Raw genomic sequence first — 24,097 nt, forward strand, 5'->3', positions numbered from 1 at the left:
GCGAGGCGCTTGCATCATCGTCGAAACCGACGTTTTTGCTCGTGCGCGTTCAACGGCCCAAGAACTTCGGTGCACGCTTCTCCGTGAAGGCTTTAACGCCTTCGGCAAAGTCCTCGCTGCGCACGAGAACGGACTGCGTGTCCGCCTCCCAGGCCAGCATGGCGTCGAGCGGCATCGGCAACCGGGCGAGCGCGGCCTTGGCCGTCGCAATCGTCCCCGGCGAGGCGGCGGCGAGGCGTCCGGCCAGTTCGAGCGCGCCCGGCAGCACGCTGGAAGGCGGGCAGAGCCTGTCGACCAGCCCCAGTTGCTTTGCCTCCGTGCCCCCCACCGGCTCGCAGAGCATGAGCATTTCCCGCGCCGCGCCGATGCCGACGCGCTGCGGCAGCGTCCACATCAGCCCGAAGTCCGGCGTCAGCCCGACACGGCCAAACGCAGCGCAGAAACGCGTGTTCTCGTCGGCAACGATGAAATCGCAGGCGAGCGCCAATGAAAGGCCCGCGCCGTACGCGTTGCCCTCCACTGCAGCCACTACCGGCCACGGCGCGTCGGTTAGCGCGCGCACGATCCGATGGCCATGACTCATCGCCCGCCGCATCTCCAGCGTCGACATATCGAGCCCGCCGAGATCGCCGCCCGCGCAGAAGTGACTGCCGCCATACAGCACGAGCGCACGCACGCTCGTATCGTCGTGCAGGCTCGCCAGCGTTCCGGCCAGCGCCGTATAGAGCGGCGCGGACAGCGCATTGCGCTTTAGCGGCAGATTCATCGTGATCTGCACGACGCTCCCGTGACGGGCAACCAGCAGCGGCTCACTCATAGCCGGCCTCGCGTCTCATTTGGCATCACCCGGTCATCGTGTTTCGAGCGCCGCGTAGACGGCGTCGATCAGTCCACGGCGACGCGGATTCAAGTCCATCTGATCGCTCATCAGGTTCATCGTATAGCCCACCGAGACGCCTGCAACCGGATCCGCGAAGGCGAACGAACCGCCCCAGCCGCCATGGCCGAATGCTTCCTTGTTGGGCCCCCACACGTGCTCCTCGTTAAGCAGGAAGCCGGCCGCCCACGGCCGCCGCACGCCGCGCACGAGGTCGATGCCGTCGAAGCGCAGCTTGCTCGCCTCTCTAAGCGCGGCATCGCCGACCAGCCTTCGGCCGTTGCTGTCGCGATGCAGCAGCATCCCGTACATGGCTGCGAGTGCGCGCGCGTTCGTATAGCCATTCGCCGCAACGATATCCGCCGCCTGAAAATCGGCCTGGTTCGCCATGTCGCCGCGCATCGGCGGATTGTGAACCGCACGCTGTGCGTCATTGCTCATCGGGATCGTGTTGAGTGCGTCCATTGCATCGCCGCCGAGCAGATCGGCCACGCGCGGCTTGTCGCGCGCATCCAGACCCACCGAGAGATCGAGGCCGAATGCGCCCTTGAGCTCCTCCGCCACGAACTGCTTGATAGAGCGGCCTTCGATGCGCTTGAACAGCGCGGTCTCCAGAATGCCGACGACATTGCTGTAGCCCGAAGCCGTGCCGAGCCGCCAAAGCGGCGCCTGGGCGGCGAGGCGCTGCGCGGCCGCCTCGCCGGCAAAGAGGTCATCCAGCGTGGCGTGCGAAGCGAAGCCCGTGATGCCGGCCTGATGCGAGACGAGCATGCCGATCGTCACGTCGCCCTTGTCTTCGGCTGCGAACTCCGGCCAGTACGTGCTGACCTTGTCCTCGTATGACGCCAGGCCGCGATCGACGAGCATCGCGAAGCACACGGCGCCGATGCCCTTCGAGGTGGACCAGACGCATGCAATCGTGTCGTGTTCCCACGGCACGGTTTTCTCCCGGTCCTTCCATCCGCCCCACAGGTCGGCGACGAGCTGGCCGTCGACCATCACCGAGAAGCTGCCGCCGATCTCGCCGAGCTCGCGAAAATTCCTGCGAAAAGCCTCAAGCAATCCTTCGTAATTCGGTGCAACGTATCCTTGCACCTCGGCTTCGCCCGCATTCACCGCTGTCGTTTCGCTCATCTTGAGTGCTCCTTGCCTGGTGCCGCGCACGATCCGGCGCGGCGCATCGTCGTCAATGAAATGCTCAGTTCGCCGTCCAGCCGCCATCGATTGGCACCATGTGGCCCGTGATCGACGCCGCCTCGTCCGAGCAGAGAAACAGGAACGCGTCCGCGCATTCCTCGGGCGTCACGGCCCGGCCCATCGGATGCACCGTGGCGAGCTGGTCGAGCTCTTCGCGCGTCCATCGACTCAGGACCCGCTCGGTCGCCGTCGCGCCGGGCGCGACCACGTTGACGCGGATGTTGTCCCGCGCATACTGGATCGCGGCCTTGCGCGTCAGATGGATGACGGCCGCCTTGGCCGCGTGATAGGCCGGCGAGCCGGCGCTCGACACGCGCACGCCCGCCATCGACGCCGTATTGCAGATCGCGCCGCCGCCGAGCGGCAGCATCGCGGCGATCTCGTGCTTCATGCTCAAAAAGGTGCTCGTAAGATTGCGATGCAGCGTGTCTTCGAACGCCTCGAGCGGCGTCTCGTGCACCTTGCCGAGCGCCGAGTCCGACGGAGCCGTATTGCCGACGTTGTTCACCGCAATGTCGAAGCGCCCGTACGTTGCCACGATGCACTCGATCACGCCGGCTATCTGTTGTTCGTCGCGGCCATCGCATTGCATGAACGCGGCTTCATGCCCCTGGTTTGCCAGCGCCTGTTCGAGTTCCTGCCCGGCCTCGGCGGTCGAGCCCGTGAAGACGACCGTGGCGCCTTCCTGCAGGAATCTCATGACGATGGCTTTGCCGATGCCCTTCGTGCCGCCGGTCACGAGTGCGACTTTTGATTGAAGGCGATTTCTGGAGGTATCCATGATGTGAATTGGCTCTCTTCAAATAGACGCTGTTTCGGAAATCGGCTCGTGCATTCAACGCGTCCGCTGCTCGATGATCCGAATCGTGTCCGCGACGTGCAGCAGACGCACCGCTTCGTCGCAATGCAGGCGCTCCACCCAGTGGCCGTCCACGCGCAGCACGCTCTGCCCCGCGTTCGCGGGCGCATCGAAGGCGGCGACGATGGCCCGCGCGCGGGCGAGCGCCGCCTCGTTCGGAGAGAACGCGCGGTTCGTGATTTCCAGCTGGTTCGGGTGCATCACCGTCTTGCCGTCGAATCCGAGCGCGGCCCCTTGAGCGCACTGGCTTTCGAGGCCATCCGGATTCGCGAGATCGTTGAACACGCCGTCGAGAATCGACAATCCGTAGGCCTTTGCCGCTATCACGCTGAACGAAAGTGCGGTCAGCAGCCCGGGGCGCTCCACGGTGAGCCCGCAGCGCATATCGTTCGCGAGATCGTTCGAGCCGATGACCCACGCCTGAACGCCGTTCACCGCGCTGGCGGCACCGATGGCGTCGAGCCGGAGGATCGCCGCAGCGGTCTCGATCATCGCCCAGAGCGGAACACCGTCGCCGAGACGCTTGCGAGCCTTTTTCAGATCCGCGGGCACGGAAACCTTCGGGACGAGCACCGCATCGGGCCGCGCCAGCGCCACGGCATCCAGGTCCTCAATGCCCCAGCGAGAGTCGAGACCGTTGACGCGAACCACGACTTCGCGGTGTCCGAAATTGCCTTCACGCACGGCGTTGACCGCCGCCGCCCGCGCGTCGGCCTTCGCATCCGGCGCGACCATGTCCTCCAGATCGAGTATCACGGCGTCGCACGCGAGCGTGCGCACCTTGTCCACGACTCGCGCGTTGTCTGCTGGAACGTAGATCGCGCTGCGGCGTGGCCGCGTTGACGGCTTCATGAGCAATGGACTCCTGATCAAACAAATGAGAGCGAGAGCGGCTCCAGCGCTCAGGCTTCCGCCTCGAAAACGGCCTCGAGCGCGCCGAGCTCGTCGATTTCGCATCGCACGCGATCGCCCGCCTTCAGGAAGACCGGCGGTTTCATCGCCGCGCCGATTCCGCCGGGCGTGCCGCTGAACACGACGTCGCCGGGTTCGAGCGTCATCGCCTCGGACAGGTAGGCGATCTGGTCGAACACGTCGAAGATCAGCTCACGCGTGTTCGATGCCTGGCGCACCTCGTCGTTGACGATCGAGCGGATCCCGAGACGATGCGGATTGCCGACTTCATCCGCCGTGGTGATCCACGGGCCAAACGGTCCGTGCGTGTCGAAAGACTTGCCGAGCACCCATTGCGGCGTGCGCATCTGCCAGTCGCGGGCCGTCACGTCGTTGCCGACGCAGTAGCCAAACACGTGCCCCGGCGCTTCGCTCGCGGAGATATGGCGCCCCCGCTTGCCGATGACGAATACCAGCTCGACTTCGTAGTCGATCGACGCCGAAGCTTTCGGGATCTGGATCGGCGCGTACGGAGGATTGACCGTGTTGGCCTGCTTGCAGAACCACACCTGATGTTTCGGCGTCTCGATACCGGCCTCGGCAACGTGGTCCGCGTAGTTCAGGCCCATCGCCATGATCTTGCCCGGCCGCGCGATGGGCGCGAGAAAGCGCACGCCTTCGTCCACGGGAATCGCCTGCGCGGACTGCGAAGCCGCATGGCGCACGGCATCCTGCATGACATCCCAGGCGGCTATCAGCTCGATCATCGTCGCAGGCAGTTCGGGGCGCGCGCTGCGCAGCGGCACGAGACGCCCCTCACCGACGACGACACCGATCTCGGGCGCCCCGCCCTGGATACTCAATGTGGCCAGTTTCATTGACTCGACTCCCCGATCAAGCGCTTCACCACGCCTGCGCGATGCCGCGGTTCCAGCGAAAACCGTCGGTGTGATCGCCTGCGAAGTCGGGATCGAGATAGATGTACATCCGCTCGATCAACCCGGCCGCGTCGAACTGAAAGATGCTCGCGAAGCGTCCACCCGGCGTGCTGCCGCCGCGCCACTCGACGCCGGTTCCCGTGACGCCTTCGGTCGTGCCCTCGACGGCCACATTGCGGCCGTTCTCGATGATCAGCATCTCGGCGATCGCATGCTTGAACTGCTTGACGCTCGCCGCCGACGCCATCTGCCCGAACTCCTCCACCCCGCGTCCGACGCCGAACTTGGGCACATAGAATTCGAAGTCGGCAGTGAAAAGCTCCGCCGGAAACTCGCCGGCATCCGTGCGTTCGTAGTAGCGCTGGATCGCGGCCTTCTGGCTGGACGATTGTTGAGTAGTCATCGATTCGTTATCCTGTCAAATTTCGTTGAGCGAATCCGCATCCTGGATCAGATGCAAATCGTTTTGGAACCCACCGTCACGCCACTCGCGCAGCAGTTCGATGTACTCGAACGGACCGCCGCCATAAGCCGTCGTGAAGGTCTGCTTGCCGAGATCTTCCAGATGCCCTTCCGCGTTGAGGATGCTGGGCGTGCATTGGCGCATGTATTCGAGGTTGACTTTCGACTTCGCGACGATGATTTCGCACCACCGGTCCTCGGCCTCCTGCGCGACCTCCATGACCGTGACCCGGTCGTCGAGCATGCGCTTGACCACACCCGCCGCGTGAATCGCCTGTTCGTCCATCATGTACGGGAAGTTCAGCGTGGGCGCGCCCTGCCGCAAGCCGGCGACAAAGAAGAGATTCGGGAACCCGTGCGTGTAAATGCCGTGCAGCGAGCGCACCGCTTTCGCCCACTTCCCGTCGATCGTCTGGCCGCCGCGCCCGATGATCTCGAACCCGCCCGTCTTGTGGGACGTCGTCACGGCTTCGAAGCCGGTCGCGTAGATGATGCAGTCGACCTCATAGGATTGGTCTTCGAAAACGATCTCGTTTTCGGTCACGCGCGTGAGCCCGACGCCTTTCGTGTCGATGAGCTTCACGTTCGGCCGGTTGAAGGCGGGCAGATACTCGTCGTTGAAGGTCGGCCGCTTGCAGTAGCGGTTGTAGTAAGGCTTCAGCGATTCCGCGGTGGCCGGATCCGCAACGATGGCGTCGATGCGCGCGCGGATGCCGTCCATCTTCTCGATATCCATCTTCTGCGCCAACGCAGCCACCGCGTGCGGATCCGCGCCATGCTCAGGCTCTTGCGGCGGCTCCCAGAAACGGGTCCACTCGTCCCCGACCAGATCCTCGTCGCGCACGGTGCCGGCCAGCACCGATTCGAAGTTCGCCATGCGCGCCCGATGCCAACCGGGTTCGAGCGATTCGGCCCACGCGCGATCGGTCGGCTGGTTGCCTCGATGCGCGACCACCGCGGGCGTGCGCTGCACGACATAGAGCGCCTGAGCCGCTTCCGCGAGCGCCGGCATGCACTGGATCGCCGAGCAGCCCGTGCCGATCAGCGCGACGCGCTTGTCCTTCAGGTTGACCAGATCGCCGTTCGCGTCGCCGCCGGTATAGGCGTAATCCCAGCGGCAGGTGTGAAACGAATGACCCTTGAAATCCTCGATGCCGGGGATCGCGGGCAGCTTCGGATAGTTCAGTGGCCCGTTGCCCACGTACACGAAGCGCGCCTTGAGCGTGTCGCCCCGGTTCGTGCTGACGATCCAGCGGTTCGCGGCGTCGTCCCAGCGCAGTTCGTTCACTTTGGTCTGGAACACCGCATGCCGGTACAGGTCGAAATGCCTCGCCACTGTCTGTGCATACTCACGGATCTCGTCCGATGTCGCATACTTTTCGCTCGGCACAAAACCGGTTTCCTCGAGCAGCGGCAAATAGATGTACGATTCGACATCGCAGCGCGCGCCGGGATAGCGGTTCCAGTACCACACGCCGCCGTAGTCGCCGCCCGATTCGACGATGCGGAAATTCTCCACGCCCGCTTGCCGAAGGCGCGCGCCTGCCAGCAAGCCCGACCAGCCTCCGCCAATGATGACGACATCGACTTCATCGTCCATCGCGGCGCGCTCGAGCGGCGCATCGGTATACGGATCGTCGAGGAAGCGCGCAAACTCGCCCTCGGTCCTCCGAAACTGTGCAAGTCCATCGGCGCGGATGCGCTTTGCGCGCTCCTCCTTGTACTTCTCAAGCAGAGCGGTCTCGCGCTCCGTCAACGTTTCATGGCTCATCGCGCCTCCTCCAGTTATTCCGGGCATCGAGTCGACGGCTCGACGTCCAACGTTGCCTGTACTCCATCCGCTGCCGCTTTATGCATTCGAACGCCCGTTTGGCGGCGACCCATCGAAGCGGCCATGCGGCAAATCCTAGGCATCCCGGTACGCGCTGACTAGCCGGTGGAATCGGAGTGCACTCGTCCATGAACCGCGGTAATGGGCTGAAATCGTCGCAAGCGACGATGCCCGCTATCCGGTGGCCCCCTAACATTCGTCTCGCTTGATACCGTGGCCGCCCCTTTGGCTGCCGGCGGTCCAACCCCACAGGAGACGTGCATGACGGGAAGATTCGAAGGACAGGCGGCGATCGTCACGGGCGCCGGCAGCGGCATCGGCGAGGCCGTCGCGCATGAGCTCGCGCGCAATGGCGCGCAGGTTCTGCTCGTCGATCTCAACGGCGCGAACGCCGAAGCGGTCGCCGGCGCGATTCGCGGCGAAGGCGGCAGCGCACTCGCGTTCGCCGCCGACATTGCGGTGGAAGCGCAGTGCCGGGCTGCGGTCGATAAGGCCGTCGATGCGTTCGGAGCGCTGCATCTGGCCGTCAACAATGCGGGCATCAGCGGCAGGTTCGCGCCGCTCGAAGCGATCGATGCCGGCGAATGGCGCAAGGTCATGAGCGTTAATATCGACGGTCTCTTTCACGGCCTCAAATATCAGCTGCCGGCAATTGAGCGCGCGGGCGGGGGCGCCATCGTGAACACCGCGTCCATCTATGCGCACCTGGGCCTGCGCGGATTCGATTCGTACACTGCGAGCAAGCATGCCGTGCTCGGGTTGACGCGCTCGGTTGCGACCGAGTACGGAACGCGTGGCGTGCGCATCAACGCCGTTTCGCCGGGCCCGATCCTCACGCCGCTAACGCGCGGCGAGAAGGAGCAGACCGATGCCGTGGCCGCGATGACCGCGATGAAGCGGATGGGACAGCCCGGCGAAATCGCCAAGGCCGTCGCCTTTCTGCTTTCGCCGGATGCGTCGTTCATCACCGGCGCGGAGATCGTGGTCGACGGCGGCGTCTCGCTGTCGTAGACACGCTGGAGCGCATGAATTCCCAACGTTTTCGGAGACTGGCAATGGACCTGAAATGGAGCGAAGCCGACCTCGCGTTCCGCGATGAAGTGAGGACCTTCTTCGCAACGCACCTGACCGACGAGCTGCGCGCCGCCGGTCGCCTGATGACGAGCGTCTACGCCGATCACGGCGCCGCGATGCAGTGGCAGCGCGTCCTCGCCACGCGAGGCTGGGCCGCGCCCGCATGGCCGCGCGAGTATGGCGGCTGTGGCTGGAGCGCGCCCCAGCGGTACCTGTTCTCGCGCGAGCGGGTGGCGGCGGGCGCGCCGCCGTTGTCGCCGATGGGCATCCAGATGTGCGCGCCCGCGCTGATCAAGTTCGGCTCGGACGCGCAGAAAGCGTACTTTCTGCCGCGCATGCTGAGCGGCGAGCACGTCTGGTGCCAGGGCTATTCGGAACCGCAATCGGGCTCGGATCTCGCGTCGCTACAAATGAGCGCGCGCGAAGACGGCGACTATCTGATCTGCAATGGCTCCAAGATCTGGGTCACCCATGCCCAGGACGCGAACTGGATTTTTTGCCTCGTGCGCACGTCGCGCGAACAGAAGCCCCAGCTCGGCATCACCTTCGTGCTGATCGAAATGGACACGCCCGGCATCAGCGTGCAGCCGATCGTCATGTCGTCGGGCGAGTACATTCAGAATCAGGTGTTCTTCGAAAACGTGCGCGTGCCGAAAGCGAACGTCGTCGGCACCATCGGCGCTGGCTGGACCGTCGCCAAATATCTGCTCGAGTTCGAGCGCGGCGGCACAGCCTATGCCCCTGAGCTGCATGCGATGCTCGACGAGGTCCGGCACTTCGCGGGCACCGTGCCCGGCGAAATGACCGATTCGCTTGCCGGCGATCCCGTTTTCGCCGGCAGATTGGCTGCTGCGCGCATCCGCATCTCGATGCTTGAGGTGTATGAGCTCCGGACGATGTCGGCGATGTCGATGGGCGGGGAGTCGCCGGGCGCGAACGCGTCCGTCATGAAAATTCTCGGCACCGAGCTGAGCCAGCACGTGACCGAGCTATGGCTCGAAGCGGCGGGTCTGTACGGCCGCACGTTTCAGCCACGGGCCGCGCGTCCCGGCGGCGAGGTGAGGCTATGGCACGCGAACGGGCCGCATGCCGGACCGCAAGCTGCCTTGCTCGCGCCGCTGCGCTATCTCAACGACCGTGCCGGCTCGATCTATGCCGGCTCGAACGAAATCCAGCGCAACATCCTGGCCAAGGTCGCACTGGGCCTCCATTGATGCGACGCGCCGGAGCCGTTGAACGCATCCGTTCATGAATGCAAGGAGTTCAGTCGTGAACTTTGACTTTACGGAAGAGCAGAATCTGTTGCGCGGAACGTTGCAAGCGTTCTTGCGCGATCACTATACGTTCGAGGCACGGCGTGCCGCGATCGAGTCCGATGCTGGCTGGCGCCGCGAGACGTGGCGGGCGCTGGCGTCGGATCTCGGCTTGTTGTCCGTCGCGTTGCCCGAGCATCTGGGCGGCTTTGGCGGCGGCGCGGTCGAGACGATGATCGTCATGGAGGAGCTCGGATCGGTGCTCGTCGTGGAGCCGTTCCTCGAGAGCTGCGTGATGGCGCTGGGCGTGCTCAAGCGCGCCGGCGGCTCAACGGCGGAGGCCTTGATCGCCGATATCTCGGCGGGCGAGTCGATCGTCGCCTGTGCCTGGACGGAAAGCGGGGCCGGGTATCGTCCGTCCAGGATCGCCACGCGTGCGCGCCGCGAGTCCGGCGGCACCTGGCGGCTCGACGGCCGCAAGTGCGTCGTGATGGCCGCGCCATGGGCCTCCAGGCTGATCGTGAGTGCGCGCACGTCCGGCGCACCTGGCGACGCAGCGGGCCTCTCGCTGTTCGTCGTGGATAAGGGCGCCGCGGGCGTCACGACGATCGATTACGCCACCATCGATGGCCGGCGCGCGTCCAATATCACGTTCGACGACGTTCAGTTGCCGGCCGACGCGCTGATCGGCACGGAAGGCGAAGCGCTGCCGGTGCTGGAGCAGGTCGGCGACGAAGCCATCGCCGCCGTTTGCGCCGAGGCAGTCGGCGTGCTCAAGCGCATGCACGCGGACACCGCCGAGTACATGATGCAGCGCCGGCAGTTCGGCCAGGCGCTCGCGAGCTTCCAGGCGCTGCAGCATCGCATGGTCGACATGTATCTCCAGCTGGAGATGGCGACTTCGGCGATGTATCTGGCCGCGCTGTCGCTTGCGGAGGCGGCGCCGGAGCGCGCACGCGCCGCGTCGGCCGCCAAGGTGACGGTCGCGCGGGCCTGCAGGTTCATCGGGCAGAACGCCGTGCAGCTGCACGGCGCGATGGGCATGACGGACGAGCTGGCGCTCTCGCACTACTTCAAGCGCGCAACCATCCTCGAAAACGAGTTCGGGAGTGCGGATTTTCATCTGGCGCGGCACGCGCTCCTGGAGTCGTCTCAGCACTGAGCGGCCCGGCTTGGGCTGCGCCTTCCTGGTTCGTTGCGATGGATCGGGAAGCGCGCCGCCAAGCCTGACGAAGCACCTCGCTACGTCGCCTTACCCTGCCTGAACCGTATCCCCGAACGAGACAATGCCGGTGCTGTCCTTCGACAGCACCGGCATTGACGACCCCGTATACGCGGATTAGCGGACTTCGCACCCGCCGGCTCGCGACATTGTTGCAGCCCCTGCGCTTACGACTTCTCGGGCATTGCCGGCGCGGGCACTGCGGTCTGCGCGCTGCGCCGCGCGGCGCCGACGCCGCGCAGCAGGAAATGGGACAGCGCGGGAATGAGCACGAGCGCGCCAACCATGTTCCAGAGGAACATGAAGGTCAGCAGGATGCCCATGTCGGCCTGGAACTTGATCGGCGACCACGCCCAGGTGATCACCCCCGCCGACATCGTCAGCCCGACCAGCGCGACCACGCGCCCGGTAAACCGCAGCGAACGCATGTAGGCGTCGCGTAGCGGGACACCGGTGCGCTGGAACGCCAACTGGATACTCAGCAGGTAAAGCGCATAGTCGATGCCGGCGCCCACCCCCAGCGCGATCACCGGAAGCGTCGCCACCTTGAGGCCGATGCCCAACCGCACCATCAAGGCTTCGCACAACACCGAGGTGATCAGGAGCGGCACCAGCGCCACGACTACCGCTCGCCAGCTCCGGAACGCGATGAAGCACAGCACCACGACCGCTGCGTACAGCAACAGCAACATGCGGTGCTGCGCGTCCTTGACGACGATGTTCGTCGCGGCCTCGATTCCCGCCGAGCCGGCGGCAAGCTCGATGCGGCGCTGCGGCGCGTCGTGCAGGCGGCCGAACGCTACGGCTGCATCGACGACGCGCGTGAGCGTGTCCGCCTTGTGATCGTTCAGGTAGGCGATGAGCGGCGACACCGCGCAATTCGGATCGGCGAGCTCCGGCCGGTCCGTCATCGCCTGTTCGAGCGCGGTATTGAGCACGGAGGTGTCGCGCGGAATCGTCATCCACTTCGGATTGCCTTCGAATTGCCCCGACGTGCTCAAGCGCACGACATCGGCCGCCGAGGCGCTGGCCTTCACGCCACCGACCTGCCGCAAATAGGCGCCGAGCCGGTCGAGCTCGGTCAGCGTCCGAAAATCCTTGCAATGTCCTGCCGGTGTCGAGAGCATCAGCACGAACTGATCGCTGGACAACGCATAGTGCGTATTCACGTACGCACTGTCACGGTTGTACCGCGAGTTCGCGCGCAGTTCGGGGGCGCCGGGATCGAGATCGCCAATCTTGAGCTGCTGGCTGACCTCGAACGCACCGAGACCCAGCACCAGTGCGGCCGCGATCGCCCCGAGCGCCCAGCGCCGCGACGTGAAGTGCAGCAGCGCGGCCCATACGTGCGCAACCCATGCGTGCGCGCTGCCCGACTGCTCGGCCTGCAGCGCGCGTGCCGCGGCCTTTTCGCTGACGCCCACGTACGAGAGCAAGACCGGGATCAGAATCAGCTTCGTGAAGATCAGCACCGCGACGCCAATGCTGGTCGTGAGCGCGAGCTCGCGAATCACCGGCACGTCGATCACCATCAGCACCGCGAAGCCAACCACGTTGGTCAACAGCGCCGCAAAGCCGGTCAGGAACAGCCGCCTGAACGTATAGCGCGCCGCCACGTAGCGATGCGTGCCGCGCGCGATGTCCTGCATGATGCCGTTCATCTTCTGTGCGCCATGCGAGAGACCAATGGCGAAGATCAGGAACGGCACGAGAATCGAATAGGGATTGAGCACATACCCGAGCAGTTGCATCAGCCCGAGCAGCCACACCACCGCCAGCGCCGAAACGCTGACGAGGAGCAGCGTGCTGCGCCAGTCGCGCGAGAACGCGTAGACGAACAGTCCCGCGATTGCCGCGGACAACCCGAAGAACAGCATCACGTGGCTCAGGCCATCGATCAGCTCGCCCACGATCTCCGCAAAGCCGACGATGTGTATCTTCACATTGGGGTTCTCGAGCGCCCCGAGCTTGCCGTTGAGCTCTTTCGCGAACGCCGGGTAGTCGAGCGGCTCATGCGTGTCCGGATTGAAATCCAGCAGCGGCACGACGATCATGCTCGAGCGCAGGTCGTCGGCCACATAGCTGCCAACGATGCCCGCCCGCGCGATATTGACCTTGAGCTGCGCCATTTGCCCGGGCGAGCCGTCGAACGAATCGGGCATGACCGGACCACCGCGGTAACCCTCTTCCGTCACCTGGGTCCAGCGCAGACTGGTGGTCCACAGACCACGCATCGCCGCACGGTCGACGCCCGGAATCAGGTACACGGCGTCGTTGACCTTTTGCAGCGTCAACAGGTATTGCTTGTCGAAGATGTTGCCGTCCTTATGCTCGACGACGATACGCACGACGTTGCCGAGCCCGCGCAGCGCATCCTTGTGCTTCAGGTAGTTCTGCACGTAGGGATGGCGGCTCGGGATCATCTTCTCGAAGCTCGCGTTGACGCGCAGATGCAGCGCATGCCAGCCGAAGAACAGCGTCGCGGCCACCGAGAGCAGCAGCACCGCGACACGGTTATTGAAGATGAAGCGCTCGATCCATACGCCGCTCGATCGATCGAAATCATCTGGATTACGAATAACTTGGCTGTCGAGCCGGTTCTCGGTATCCACCTTCATGATGCGTGACTCACTGGAGGGTTACGATGCGCACGCCGCCCACGCCGGTTAGCGCGACACGGTTGCGTCCTGCTGGAGCGATGCCGGTGTAGAGATCCGGCTGTGAGACGGCGACCTGCCGGAAGGTGTCGCCCTGGTCGCGGCTGGCAATTAGATGGCCATCCTGAGTCGCGAGTAGCAGCCGGCCATCATCAAGCACACAGGCGCTGGTGATGCTGCCCTGCACGCCGGTGGACAGACGTTGCCAACTCGCGCCGCCGTCGCGCGAGCGAAAAGCCGAGCCGCCGATCCCATAGGCGACGACGTACGCGCGCGTGCCGACGACGCCGAAAAAGCTGCCGTTGTAGCCGGTCGAAACCGGCTCGAAACGGCCCTGCTCCCTGTCCAGCCGGAACAGCAAGCCCTGCTCGGAAGCCAGCCAGACATTGCCGCCGACGTCGGCGATGGCGTTGAAGTGCAGCATCCGGCTGTCGTCGACCTTCTCGACCCACGACGTCCAGGTCTTGCCGCCGTCGCGCGTGCCGATGATCGTGCCGAACGAGCCGACCGCCCAGCCGGTCTGCGCGTCTTCGAACCAGAGGTCGAGCATCGGTACTTCAGGACCGTCCTGATAATTGAGCTTCACGCCCTTGAGCAAGGTGGCGGCGTGCGCCTCTCCGGCGGCCGCTAGCGCGCCCAGATGCGCGCGGAGCAGCTCGGCGGTAATGCGGCCGTCGATCTGCCTCGCCCAGTGCTCGCCGCCATCGGCAGTGACCAGGATCACGCCGTCATGACCTGACGCCCAGCCCTCCCGCGCCGAGACGAAGCGCACGGCAACGAGGTCCGAGCTCACGGGGCTCTCCACCTGGCGCCAGCTCCGGCCGGCATCGTCCGAGAGCACGATCAACCCTCTCACCCCGACCGCGACGAGCCTCGTCCCGGCCGCCGCGATTGCGCTCGTCTGCGTCCCGGTCGCCAATCGCGTCGCCTGCGCCGGCGTATCGAGGGGATCCTGAAACGTTGCGCCACTGCGGGCCGGGGCAGCCGCAGACACGCTCGCGAACGTCAGCAGAGCCAGCCAGCACACGGCGGTGCGCGCACGGGTAGCCTGCTTGCCGTGAACGCACCCCGCCTCAAGCTTCCCGGGGAGCACTATTGCACCCCTCGTCCAGCCATGGCTTCGGCGGTGAAGTAGTTGGCCGGCAGCGGACCGCTCTTGTGAAAGCCTCCGTCGACGGGAACGGAACCCAATGCCCAGAACTGCTTGACGAAGTCGTAGGCCATTTCGTTGATGTTGATCGGGGCCGGCACATCATAGGCCTGCCAGATCGGGAACTGCAGGTAGCGAACCAGCTTGCCCGCGTGGTCATAGCCTTCGTAGCCGACGATGGTCCAGCTGTCCTCATCGAGGTAGAACACCTTCTTGCTGTCGACGTGGCGCGCGCCGTTCTTGAGCGTGGCCTCGACGACCCAGACCCGGTGCATCTCATAGCGCACCGCATCCGGATTCACGTGATTCTTGCCCAGCAGCGTGTCGACCGGCGTGTTCAGGTACTGATAGACGTTGTACGGAATGAACAGCTCCTTCTTGCCGAGCAGCTTGAAATCGAAGCGGTCCATCTTGCCGTCAAAGCCATTGAGTTCATCCCAGAGGAACAGGCCACTGTTTTCGGACACGACCGTGTCGTAGGTGAACTCCGGCGCCAGCCGCACGCGCCGCTGGCCCGGCGTGTAGAACCATGCAGTGGGATCGCGCTCGTCCATGCGCCGCCACTGGACGCGCATATCCATTTCGCCGGCCTGCGAAGGCGGCCCCATGTGAATGTTGGAGACCGCCGAAATCTGCTCGGCCTTGCTCTTGCTATTGTCCCAGTAGTCGAAGCGGTAATGCGCGGACCCCTGCGTGCTCAGCGTCTTGTTGCCTGCCGCATCGACAAGCCACCACGCGTAATTGCCGGCGAAATACACGGGGAAATAGCGCGTGAAGAAGTTGTACACGGCCTCCCGCCCGTCCGCCGGAATCGGGAACGGGAACTGTGCATGCGCATCCTGAAGCCCCGGCCCGTCACCAATGAGCTTGGGCTCCATCACGCGTTTGATCGTGTTCTCGTAGACCCAGTCAGGAAAGCACGCGGTGCGATGGGTCGGGTACACGTCGACGCGGTAGCTGTTCGGATAGCGTTTGAAGAGTTCTTTCTGCCCGTCGTCGAGCTTGCCCGCGTACTGCGCCAGGTTCGCCGAAGTGATCGAATACAGCGGCTTCTCGTCCGCGAACGGATCGACATAAGGGGTGCCGCCTTGGGCGTTGGTCGGCTTGTAGCTCGCCGGGGCCTTGCACAGGCCGCCGCTCCATTCCGGTATGGCGCCGTCCTTGCTGGCCGCGCGCTCCGCGCCCAACGGCGTGAGCTCCTTGCCAAGACGCGCGGCATCAGCCGCGGAAGGCGCCGCCAGGGCTTGCGCACCGATCGTTGCCGTGGCGCCCACGACTGCGAGAATCGCCAGATAGTTCATACTGCCTCCTCCTGTTCACCGTATGGATACATCGCGTCCGGACAGCGTCGCCGGAACCATCCCGAAGCGCAGCGCACGCATGATGATGTGTGGAGCATGGCGTTTCGATGTGTAGCCGATTGTGTTCCCCGGCCCTTGTGCTTGCGTCGTCGGAAGCGACGAAAATATATTGCAGTCCGAAAGATATGCCACGCCTGACGATACGAACTAAGCGGTCGGAAATCAGCCCAGCAGCGACGGATCCAGCATCTCGTGGCCCCAGCTGTCGCCACGCGGGTTGTACTCGGACTGCTCGAGCGCCGGCGTGCCGCCCCAGCCGTATTCGCAGAAGAAACCGGACGGTGTCTGCATGTAGAACGACACCATATTGTCGTTCTGGTGGCGGCCGATCCCCATCAGGATCGGCACCTTGTGCGCCTTGGCCAGCTCATAGGTCAGGCCCACGTCGTCGAGCGAGTCCGCCTCGATCATGAAATGCTGAACCCGTTTCGAGAAGCCCGGAATGCCGAATGCGACGGAGTGGCCGCGCGCGTTGCAATGCATGAACATCGGCGCGATCTGCGATCCCATCATGTTCATTCTCGCCTCGATGCTGCCTCGCATGCCCAACGCCTCGCGATAGAAGCGCTCCGACGCCGCCACGCCCCGTTCGCGAATGATCATGTGCCCCATGCCGCCCGCCCCCAGCACGAATTTTCCGTGCATCGCGCGCGCGGGATGAAACGGGGCATGGCGGTCCACCTGCGGGCCGTGGAAGAGTTCGACCGGCAAGCCCGCGGGGTCCTCCAGCCTGAGCAGCTCGAGCACATGCCGCTCCTCGGCCTCCACCGCCGACGCGATTTCGAATCGCACGCCCAGCGCATTGAGCTGCCCCTGCATCGCCCAGAAGTCCTCCGGCCCGGAGAGCCGAAATCCCATGTATCGCAAGTCGTCCGAGGCGCCGCGGTGCAGCGCGATGCGCCTGTGCCAGTAGTCCATCCTGATACTCGCGTCGTGCGTTCCGGCGACGTACTCCACGCCGAGCACCTGTGTCGCAAACGCCTGCCAGGCATCCAGATCGCTTACCTCGAAGCCGATATAGCCTAGCTCGGTCACGCCAACCTTGTTCATCCCGCCTCCTCTACCGCTTATGTCTGTCAAGAGTGAACCGATATCACTCGCTCTTTGCCCTCGCGCCGAGGCGCCGACATCAATTGACTTGCCGCTCCAGCCCGGCCCAATACGGCTCACGCAGCGTGCGGCGAACGACCTTGCCCGACGCGTTGCGCGGGAGCGACTCGACGAAATCGATGCTCTTCGGCAGCTTGTAAGCGGCAATCCGTTCGCGCGCGAACGAGACGATGTCCGCTGCGTCCACACGCGCCCCCGGCTTGAGCACGACCACCGCCTTGACCGCCTCGCCCCACTTCGGATCCGGCACGCCGATCACTGCGACTTCCGCAACGCCCGGATGCCCATAGATCGCGTTCTCCACCTCGGTCGGATAGATGTTTTCTGCACCCGAGATGATCATGTCCTTGACGCGGTCATGGATGTAGAGATAGCCATCCTCGTCGAGATAGCCGGCATCGCCGGTTCGCAGCCAGCCCTCGCTGTCGATCGTCGCCTGCGTCGCCTCAGGCATGCGCCAGTAGCCGGCCATGTTGCTGCTCGAACGGACCATGACCTCGCCGACCGCGTTCGGCGGCTGCGCCGCACCGGTCTCGTCGACGATCCTGATTTCGACGCCAGGCATCGGAATCCCCGCCGCGCGCAGCCGCTTGCTTCCCGGCTGGTGATCGGCCGGCGGAAGATAGACGATCACGCCGCTCGTTTCCGTCATGCCGTACTGCTGACAAAACCCGCAACCGAACACGTCCATGCATTCGCGCAGCAAATCCACCGGCATCGGCGACGCGCCATAAACGATGCACTTCAGCCTGCGGTAGTCGACCTCGCGGCTACGCGGCTGACGCACGACGATCTGCAGCGCCGAAGGCACCATGAACATCTTCGAGATCCGCTCGCGTTCGACGAAGTCCAGCACCTTGAGCGGATCGAACTCCCGCACGACAATGCCCTTCGCGCCGAACAGCAGCCCGAGCATGCCCCACAGGCTGCCGGCCGCGTGCCCGACGGGCATCGCCACCAGACTCACGTCGTCGGCGCTCCATTGGTACCAGCCCATTTCGGCGCGGGCCGCGTAGCGCTGCTTCGACAGCAAATTGTCGTGCGTGAGCATCACGCCCTTGGGCCGGCCGGTCGTGCCCGACGTGTACAACTGCAGCACGACGTCCGATGGTGCGACCGCGACGCCGGGACTTTCCACACTCACGCCGGACAGCCAGCTATCGAAGCGCGTCGCGCCATTGACCGGCACGTCGTCGATGGCGATCACGAGCGGACGCCCGGCAATGCGCTCGAGCACCGCGTTGGCCTGGTCGGCGACGTCCGGGCCCACGAATATTACGCTCGCATCGCAGTCCTCCAGAATGAGTACCGCCTCGGCGGGTGCCAGGCGCCAGCCAACCGGCGTCGTGACGGCGCCGGCTTTCGCCGCGCCGAACAGGACCTCGAAGTAGCGGTCGCAGTTCTTGCCCAGGTAGGCGACGCGTTGGCCAGGAGCCACGCCCGCGCCGATCAGTGCGTTCGCCACCTGATTGGTGCGCGCATCGAATTGTCCGTATGTCGTTTCGCGCACATCGAACGACAACGCCACATCGTGCGGCCGATGCTGCGCGTGCAACCGCGCAATCTCGGCTAGCGTCGTCATCGAGTCGAGATACGTCGGACTCGCAATTGCGTTCAAATCGGCCTCCGGAAAGCTATGGATTCGCGCACGGTCATGGCTGCCGGCTCCGTCAAATCACGCGATACTTGTGCACCACGTCGTCGAGCAACGTGAGGCCATGCCCCGGACGCTCACTCAGATGCAGCGCACCGTCCTCGAGAACGGGCAAGCCATCGAAAAGAATCGATGACCAGTCCATCCATTCAGCGATGAGCCCGTTAGGCACGGCGGCGATGCAGTGAGCAAAGACTTCGGGAATGAGGTGGCTCGCGACCGGAACGCCGAACGATTCTGCCAACGCCGCAGCCTTGCGGAACTGGGTGATGCCGCCCATGCGGCACATGTCGATCATCAGGTAGTCCACCGCGCGAGCCTTCAGCAGGCGCAGCAGGGAGACCGGATCGTAGTGGTACTCGCCCGCGCAGATCGGCACGTCGAGCGCCTGGGCGATGGCCGCCTGGCCTTCGATATCGTGCATCGCCGTGGGATCTTCGAGCCAGAACAGCTCGAACTCCTCGAGCGCGCGCCCGACGCGGATCGCACGAGACGGCGACCAGGTCTGATTGACGTCGTACATCAGGTCGACGTCGTAGCCTATTGCTTCACGGATGGCGCGCACGCGCGCCACCACATCGGTCACGCGAGCGTCGCGCTCCGTATGCGGCCGCATTTTGACGGCACGATGGCCCTGCGCGACGAGATCCGCAGCCTGGCGCTGCAGCACGTCGGGCCGGCTGCTCAGCGCGGCGTTGCTCTGATAGGTCCGCACCCGGTTGGAATGGCCGCCTAGCAGACGCCACAGCGGCTGGCCCGTTTCCTTGCCCCACAGATCCCACAAGGCAATATCGAGCGCCGATGCCGCGATGTTCAGCAAGCCGCCCGGACCCATGAAGTTCGCCGGGTAGATCATCCGTGCGAACACCTGCTCGATCTGTCTCGGATCCTTGCCGACGATCAGGTCTCCAAGATCGCGCACCATGGCCGAGAGCGAGCGCTGAAACTCGGCATTCAGGCTGAACGTGTGCCCGATGCCGTCTATGCCCGCATCGGTTCTGATGCGCGCGACGACCACCGGCAAGCGCCCCTCGTGATGTCCGAAACGCTGCGGGACAACTGTGGATACCACGTCGACTTGCGTAATCTTCACCAAAATCCCCTGATACGGACAACGCACGCGCCAATTAGCGGCCCAGTCTTCCTTCGTTACGCAACTGCACCGCTATCTCCTGAATGCGCGCCTCGCCTGTCTGCAACGCGGCCGCGCTCGTATGCACCGAGTAGTAACCGAGCACCAGATCATGCGGGTGCTTCACCGCCGAGCCGATGACGAACTCCGCGTCGGTCTCGGCCAGCAATTCGATGGCGCCGTCCGACTCGTCGAAAATCACGAGCTCCCCGGCATGCAGCGCGTCGGGAGCGGCAAGCTCGCCACGGCCGATCGCCAACCATCCGACGGTCTGCCCTTTCGGCGGCTGGAAGCGCCAGCGTTCGCCGGCCTTGAGCGTGACCGCCAGATAGGTGATGGGCGCCGGAGCCGCGATCGCGCTCTTCGCCGAACCGTAACGCCCCAGCAGCACCGCTGCGGGACCCTCGCGCTCAATGGCGTCGCCCTGCAGATAGAGGCTTTCGGCCTCGCCGAGCTCTGCTTCGCGAGGAAGCGCGATCCAGAGCTGGAATCCGCGAACCGGGCCGCCATCGCCAAAATCGCCGCCGTGCCACGCGCCGGTTCCCGCGCGCATCCACTCGAGGCCGCCGCGCGAAATCTGTCCCTTGCGGCCCATCGTGTCTTCGTAACCGACGCTGCCCTCCATCATCCATGTGAGCGTCGCGATGCCGGAATGCGGATGCAGGCCGAAGCCCTGCGCCGAGATACCGTCCGTATCGACCAGATCGAGGAAAACGAACGGCTTCAGCACGGCGCCCAAATCCGAAGGGCTCATCAAACGCGTGACCGGCCCGTGTTGACGGCCCCGGGTCAGGTACTCGATGCGGCGGGTAGCGATTACATCGGCAACTGCAGTGGGATGGCTCATCCGTGGCTCCTTCGACTTTAGGTTCATGCACGGATCCATCTTATTGAGCACCCGTGGCCGAGACTAGTGAGGGCAGCTGGATGACATTCATCCATTATTCGACGCTATGAGCCAGTCACAGCGCACACGTCCGATTACAATCGCGGCACCGGAGAGCTTTAAAAAGTCGTTTGAAACGTGAGCGAGATCCACGGTTTGTCATTCCACATGAACGGTCCGTTGCCGCCCGCGTAATAGGCCGGGCCGCCAGGCGCGAATGAGGTCGATCCGCTGGTATGACTGTGGTAGCCGTTGTACTGCAGCGTCACGTTGTACCGGTTGTGGATGAGCGCGTGCAGTCCGACCGTATAGATCAGCGAACCTTGATTCGCTATCGTCGTGGCCAACGAAGGCGTGTTGCCGTAGATCCCGTACATCACGAACATCGGCATGTCGAGGTCGACGCCGGGAAAGACTTGCAGCCATTTCGGATCGAATTGCAGCGCAGCGACGACTGAGCTGTCCGTCGCGCAACCATCCCATTTGCTGCCTGTCGGGCACGCCATCCGGTTGCCAGTGCCGTTGTAGAGGCCGGCATTCTGGATCGCACCCACGCGCTGAGTGAATGCCACTTCCGCAATCAGCGTTGCCGACTCGTAGAGCGGCGTCTTTTTCAACGGTGCGAGCGCATTGGCCACGAAGTTGATCGTATCGCCCCTCGCGCCTATTCTTCCCGACGGGTCGGAAGGCAACGGGCCCGCGATCGAGTTGAGCGCTGTGTTATGCCGGTACGACAACTCGAAACCGGTGCTGAGATTGCCGACGCCGGCCTCCGCGCTGACGCCGTACAACTGGGCGTTCTGGTTATACGAAAGATGGTAATTGGTCGCGCCAGTCGCAGGATCGCGGCCGAACAGCACCCAGGGCTGAGCTTCGTCGAGCCGGCGATAATAGAAGCTGAGATTGCCGCCTGCCATGAAATCCGGACTCCACGTAGCCCGAACGCCGAAGTTGTTATGCATGTCCTTGGGCTTGAAGTCATTGCCGCGCGGGATCGCGCCGAGCAGTTGCGTCGGCCCGTTGAAGAGGAAATCGGAGAGCCCGAGATAGGTCCCGCCTTCGGGCAACAGATTGTGCTCGAACTCGAAGAAATACTGGGCGGCCAGCGAGAGTTCCGGCGTGATGTCGGTCTGGACGTAGAGTTGCGAACGTGGCAAGGCCAACTCTTTGAGCGTCGATCCCGGCGCTGCGGAACCCTTGATTCCGTCCACAGGATTCTGGGCATAGCTGATGCTCTGGTCGCCGAAGAAAAATGCCGTGCCCCAGATCGCAGCCAGACGCCCGAGCTTGACCGATGTCGAGTGCCCACCCACATCGAAGTTTCCATACGCAAACGCGTCGAGCAACTGCGCGCCGTTCACATAGTAGCTGCGTGTATAGGATGAATATCGATTCCCCGGGTATGAGCCGAGCGCCGAGTACGGCACTCCGGGCGCCGCGAAACCCGGATTGGAATTGACGGAGCCGCTATAGGCAAAGTCCTTGAAAAGCGACGCGCTGACACGAAATCCGTAATTTTGACGGTAGGAGACCGTCAACTCGGTAAGATCGGAAATGCGGTTGGTCACGATCTTGCCGGCGCGATCGAATTTATAATCGGATTCGTCGAAAACCGGATTGTTGCCAATTCCAGAATCGATGCCGCTTACCCGCATACCGCCGATATACTGAATCGTATTATCCCAACGGCCCGCAATGTCGTCACCCAAATTGAACTGGAACGCGTACACCGACATAGGTCCGGCAAGCATCAATCCACCGCAGGCCATCGCGCGTACACCGATTCGCCTGCAACTCGCGCTTTTCCTTTTCATCTGTCTCATCTCAATCTCCTCACTTCTCTTTTGAATTTTAAATATCGTCGCGCGCCCCCGCGATGCACATGGAGCTCATACGGAAAAAGCCGTGGACCTACGGGAAAAGTCGAATCGACATTCCAGAAGGAACGCCTAGTGGCACACAGACCCCGTCATAGCTTGCGCATGAGACATATATCGGGCGTTTGTCGGGAAATTCATCGACATTACGCGTTGATATAAACACCGCAATTGCTAGCGCTGTCATTAATCCGATCGCGAACACGACTCGCCTCATCGCTATCTCCCGCCTATGATTCCGCGTTGTTTGCAGTGCTCCGTCGCTGTGTCCCTCTCGACTGAGCGGTATCTCGAAATACACAGGCGCCTTTGACGCCGGAGCAAAACATCGTCTGCCGATGGCGGCCCCTGGAAGCTTTCGAAGAATGGGTACGATTATGAAACGTGGAATCGTGCAGTCATCGTCGGAACAGACGAATTCGCGCGTGCATTGGACAGCGGCGTGCGCCCGGCTACTGGCCGCATCTACCCGCATGGCGCGGGATGCCGGTGCCAGCATGTGATGATATAGAGAAAATCCCAGCCGACGGGCGACAACACGTCACCCAAACGCAAGCAGAAAATCCATTTGCGTTAATCGTTCATCGAGTCGCCTGCATCACGCAAACTCGCGACAATTTCCGATGATGAAGTTGCACTTCGCGCGATACCCCGCCCGAATCTCATCCAGTTCGCTGCTGTGAAATTCGCGCGGCGCAGTTATCGCGCCTTCACTGCACCGCCGCACCGGTGAGCGCAAAGAGTTCGGCGCGCAGCGCCTTGGCGCGGTCGCGCTTCATGTGCCGCTCGAATTCGAAGTCCTGCTCGGGCTCGCCGATGTTGGTATCTATTTTCACTATTGATTGCCCAATCTTCCCCAGTGGATATGCATGGCAATCCTTATAACTTCAACGACAGACAACACATTCCCCTCGCGGCTTTTGCAGGCTGATATCAAGTCGACTACTAGCACTACGTCTGACATCCATCAACATCCCGGATCGTTCGCACAAGGCGCTTCGATGGGCGAATTTATACAGCATGCTGCAAAAACACTATTTCACGGACGTATCACCCACCTAATTCACTACCTCGGCATTCGTCACTTCAGCGTCTTCAAATGGCGCTACGGCAGCCGCGCATCGTTGCCTATTCTGACACACGTCGCGAGTCGCTTTTCTTGCAGCATTGCCGACGTCCCGCTTGGCAACAAAAAAGTTAAGAACAATGTACCAAAGCTCAGACGCGAAATTCACAGTAAATTGTCGCCGCCGGCGGCTGTGGATTTCACCAATTAATGTCGCTGTTTTCCAACCAACTCTTGTCGTTTTGAGCCGCGAAATCTGCCTCCCACACCCCGTAATGACAGCAAAGACAGGCAATTCCTGTCGCTTTGACACATGACCGCTTAAAAAACGTTGATCCAGCCCTTTCTTCGCCAACAGCGCTCGAAATCTTGACACTCACGACCACTGCTTTCACAAGCGTAATCGGCCTTGAGGCCAGATCGCCTCACGACGTCATCGCCGCTTCGAACCATAAACATAGGAATACAAATCATGTCAAAGCCATTTTCAGATGTCGGGGTCCCGGCTAAATACAGATGTCGGGGTTGAGGTTGGTTCTGGGTGTGGTTGTTTTGTAGTCCTTTATATCTATCTGGAGGGGGTTTTTAGCACCGAGCCTC

At 63.3% G+C, this 24,097-nt stretch carries 20 protein-coding genes; 4 read left to right on the forward strand and 16 right to left on the reverse strand.

Features of this window, described 5'->3' with window-relative positions:
• Nucleotides 1–49: 49 nt before the first annotated feature.
• The 7 genes from AB4Y44_RS20295 to AB4Y44_RS20325 all read right to left on the reverse strand — a co-directional run bounded on the left by AB4Y44_RS20295 (nt 50) and on the right by AB4Y44_RS20325 (nt 6,995).
• The gene (locus tag AB4Y44_RS20295; protein ID WP_368700693.1) at nt 50–817 is read right to left on the reverse strand and encodes an enoyl-CoA hydratase/isomerase family protein; all 768 of its coding nucleotides are present in this window, start codon (nt 815–817) and stop codon (nt 50–52) included.
• A 33-nt stretch (nt 818–850) separates the two neighbouring features.
• Nucleotides 851–2,011 (reverse strand): serine hydrolase domain-containing protein, encoded by a 1,161-nt coding sequence (locus AB4Y44_RS20300; protein ID WP_368700694.1) that lies wholly within the window; start codon nt 2,009–2,011, stop codon nt 851–853.
• Nucleotides 2,012–2,075: 64 nt separating this feature from the next.
• Nucleotides 2,076–2,855 carry an SDR family NAD(P)-dependent oxidoreductase gene (locus AB4Y44_RS20305; protein ID WP_368700695.1) on the reverse strand — a complete coding sequence of 260 codons (780 nt, stop codon included), beginning with the start codon at nt 2,853–2,855 and terminating at the stop codon, nt 2,076–2,078.
• Between the two features lie 54 nt (nt 2,856–2,909).
• Nucleotides 2,910–3,785, reverse strand: a complete 876-nt coding sequence (locus AB4Y44_RS20310) for a CoA ester lyase (protein ID WP_368700696.1) — start codon at nt 3,783–3,785, stop codon at nt 2,910–2,912.
• Between the two features lie 50 nt (nt 3,786–3,835).
• Nucleotides 3,836–4,702, reverse strand: coding sequence for a fumarylacetoacetate hydrolase family protein (locus AB4Y44_RS20315; protein WP_368700697.1), 867 nt, complete (start codon nt 4,700–4,702; stop codon nt 3,836–3,838).
• 25 nt (nt 4,703–4,727) lie between these two features.
• On the reverse strand, nt 4,728–5,165 hold the full coding sequence (locus AB4Y44_RS20320; protein ID WP_368700698.1) for a hypothetical protein: 438 nt from the start codon (nt 5,163–5,165) through the stop codon (nt 4,728–4,730).
• A 15-nt stretch (nt 5,166–5,180) separates the two neighbouring features.
• Nucleotides 5,181–6,995 (reverse strand): flavin-containing monooxygenase, encoded by a 1,815-nt coding sequence (locus AB4Y44_RS20325; protein ID WP_368700699.1) that lies wholly within the window; start codon nt 6,993–6,995, stop codon nt 5,181–5,183.
• Nucleotides 6,996–7,316: 321 nt separating this feature from the next.
• Here AB4Y44_RS20325 and AB4Y44_RS20330 point away from each other — a divergent pair, with 321 nt between their 5' ends.
• The 3 genes from AB4Y44_RS20330 to AB4Y44_RS20340 are packed head-to-tail and all read left to right on the forward strand — an operon-like array spanning nt 7,317 to nt 10,544.
• Nucleotides 7,317–8,066, forward strand: a complete 750-nt coding sequence (locus AB4Y44_RS20330; protein ID WP_368700700.1) for an SDR family NAD(P)-dependent oxidoreductase — start codon at nt 7,317–7,319, stop codon at nt 8,064–8,066.
• Nucleotides 8,067–8,110: 44 nt separating this feature from the next.
• On the forward strand, nt 8,111–9,343 hold the full coding sequence (locus AB4Y44_RS20335) for an acyl-CoA dehydrogenase family protein (protein ID WP_368700701.1): 1,233 nt from the start codon (nt 8,111–8,113) through the stop codon (nt 9,341–9,343).
• 55 nt (nt 9,344–9,398) lie between these two features.
• Nucleotides 9,399–10,544: an acyl-CoA dehydrogenase family protein gene (locus AB4Y44_RS20340; RefSeq protein WP_368700702.1), complete on the forward strand. Its 1,146-nt coding sequence runs from the start codon at nt 9,399–9,401 to the stop codon at nt 10,542–10,544.
• A gap of 227 nt (nt 10,545–10,771) precedes the next feature.
• Here AB4Y44_RS20340 and AB4Y44_RS20345 read toward each other — a convergent pair whose 3' ends face one another.
• The 9 genes from AB4Y44_RS20345 to AB4Y44_RS20385 all read right to left on the reverse strand — a co-directional run bounded on the left by AB4Y44_RS20345 (nt 10,772) and on the right by AB4Y44_RS20385 (nt 23,267).
• The gene (locus tag AB4Y44_RS20345) at nt 10,772–13,222 is read right to left on the reverse strand and encodes an RND family transporter (RefSeq protein WP_368700703.1); all 2,451 of its coding nucleotides are present in this window, start codon (nt 13,220–13,222) and stop codon (nt 10,772–10,774) included.
• 10 nt (nt 13,223–13,232) lie between these two features.
• Nucleotides 13,233–14,054, reverse strand: coding sequence for a YCF48-related protein (locus AB4Y44_RS20350; protein WP_368700704.1), 822 nt, complete (start codon nt 14,052–14,054; stop codon nt 13,233–13,235).
• Between the two features lie 299 nt (nt 14,055–14,353).
• Nucleotides 14,354–15,712 (reverse strand): DUF1329 domain-containing protein, encoded by a 1,359-nt coding sequence (locus AB4Y44_RS20355; RefSeq protein ID WP_368700705.1) that lies wholly within the window; start codon nt 15,710–15,712, stop codon nt 14,354–14,356.
• Between the two features lie 222 nt (nt 15,713–15,934).
• Nucleotides 15,935–16,822: a VOC family protein gene (locus AB4Y44_RS20360; RefSeq protein WP_368700706.1), complete on the reverse strand. Its 888-nt coding sequence runs from the start codon at nt 16,820–16,822 to the stop codon at nt 15,935–15,937.
• A gap of 79 nt (nt 16,823–16,901) precedes the next feature.
• Nucleotides 16,902–18,500 carry a fatty acid--CoA ligase gene (locus tag AB4Y44_RS20365; RefSeq protein ID WP_368700707.1) on the reverse strand — a complete coding sequence of 533 codons (1,599 nt, stop codon included), beginning with the start codon at nt 18,498–18,500 and terminating at the stop codon, nt 16,902–16,904.
• Between the two features lie 52 nt (nt 18,501–18,552).
• Complete coding sequence (locus AB4Y44_RS20370; RefSeq protein WP_368700708.1) at nt 18,553–19,629, reverse strand: mandelate racemase/muconate lactonizing enzyme family protein; 1,077 nt, start codon at nt 19,627–19,629, stop codon at nt 18,553–18,555.
• A gap of 34 nt (nt 19,630–19,663) precedes the next feature.
• Nucleotides 19,664–20,554 (reverse strand): pirin family protein, encoded by an 891-nt coding sequence (locus AB4Y44_RS20375; RefSeq protein ID WP_368700709.1) that lies wholly within the window; start codon nt 20,552–20,554, stop codon nt 19,664–19,666.
• Between the two features lie 119 nt (nt 20,555–20,673).
• The gene (locus AB4Y44_RS20380; RefSeq protein WP_368700710.1) at nt 20,674–22,377 is read right to left on the reverse strand and encodes a DUF1302 domain-containing protein; all 1,704 of its coding nucleotides are present in this window, start codon (nt 22,375–22,377) and stop codon (nt 20,674–20,676) included.
• Between the two features lie 764 nt (nt 22,378–23,141).
• Nucleotides 23,142–23,267, reverse strand: coding sequence for a hypothetical protein (locus AB4Y44_RS20385; RefSeq protein WP_368700711.1), 126 nt, complete (start codon nt 23,265–23,267; stop codon nt 23,142–23,144).
• Between the two features lie 165 nt (nt 23,268–23,432).
• Here AB4Y44_RS20385 and AB4Y44_RS20390 point away from each other — a divergent pair, with 165 nt between their 5' ends.
• Nucleotides 23,433–23,708 (forward strand): hypothetical protein, encoded by a 276-nt coding sequence (locus tag AB4Y44_RS20390; protein ID WP_368700712.1) that lies wholly within the window; start codon nt 23,433–23,435, stop codon nt 23,706–23,708.
• The last annotated feature ends 389 nt before the right edge of the window (nt 23,709–24,097 follow it).

Source organism: Paraburkholderia sp. BR10937 (assembly GCF_040965695.1).
Classification (GTDB): domain Bacteria; phylum Pseudomonadota; class Gammaproteobacteria; order Burkholderiales; family Burkholderiaceae; genus Paraburkholderia.

Coding starts and splice junctions, on each gene's coding strand:
- AB4Y44_RS20325 (WP_368700699.1), bottom strand. CDS start 6,995: ATGAGCCATGAAACGTTGACGGAGCGCGAGACCGCTCTGCTTGAGAAG.
- AB4Y44_RS20375 (WP_368700709.1), bottom strand. CDS start 20,554: ATGGATCCGTGCATGAACCTAAAGTCGAAGGAGCCACGGATGAGCCAT.
- AB4Y44_RS20355 (WP_368700705.1), bottom strand. CDS start 15,712: ATGAACTATCTGGCGATTCTCGCAGTCGTGGGCGCCACGGCAACGATC.
- AB4Y44_RS20300 (WP_368700694.1), bottom strand. CDS start 2,011: ATGAGCGAAACGACAGCGGTGAATGCGGGCGAAGCCGAGGTGCAAGGA.
- AB4Y44_RS20315 (WP_368700697.1), bottom strand. CDS start 4,702: ATGAAACTGGCCACATTGAGTATCCAGGGCGGGGCGCCCGAGATCGGT.
- AB4Y44_RS20360 (WP_368700706.1), bottom strand. CDS start 16,822: ATGAACAAGGTTGGCGTGACCGAGCTAGGCTATATCGGCTTCGAGGTA.
- AB4Y44_RS20305 (WP_368700695.1), bottom strand. CDS start 2,855: ATGGATACCTCCAGAAATCGCCTTCAATCAAAAGTCGCACTCGTGACC.
- AB4Y44_RS20320 (WP_368700698.1), bottom strand. CDS start 5,165: ATGACTACTCAACAATCGTCCAGCCAGAAGGCCGCGATCCAGCGCTAC.
- AB4Y44_RS20330 (WP_368700700.1), top strand. CDS start 7,317: ATGACGGGAAGATTCGAAGGACAGGCGGCGATCGTCACGGGCGCCGGC.
- AB4Y44_RS20380 (WP_368700710.1), bottom strand. CDS start 22,377: ATGAGACAGATGAAAAGGAAAAGCGCGAGTTGCAGGCGAATCGGTGTA.
- AB4Y44_RS20345 (WP_368700703.1), bottom strand. CDS start 13,222: ATGAAGGTGGATACCGAGAACCGGCTCGACAGCCAAGTTATTCGTAAT.
- AB4Y44_RS20335 (WP_368700701.1), top strand. CDS start 8,111: ATGGACCTGAAATGGAGCGAAGCCGACCTCGCGTTCCGCGATGAAGTG.
- AB4Y44_RS20310 (WP_368700696.1), bottom strand. CDS start 3,785: ATGAAGCCGTCAACGCGGCCACGCCGCAGCGCGATCTACGTTCCAGCA.
- AB4Y44_RS20295 (WP_368700693.1), bottom strand. CDS start 817: ATGAGTGAGCCGCTGCTGGTTGCCCGTCACGGGAGCGTCGTGCAGATC.
- AB4Y44_RS20390 (WP_368700712.1), top strand. CDS start 23,433: ATGGGCGAATTTATACAGCATGCTGCAAAAACACTATTTCACGGACGT.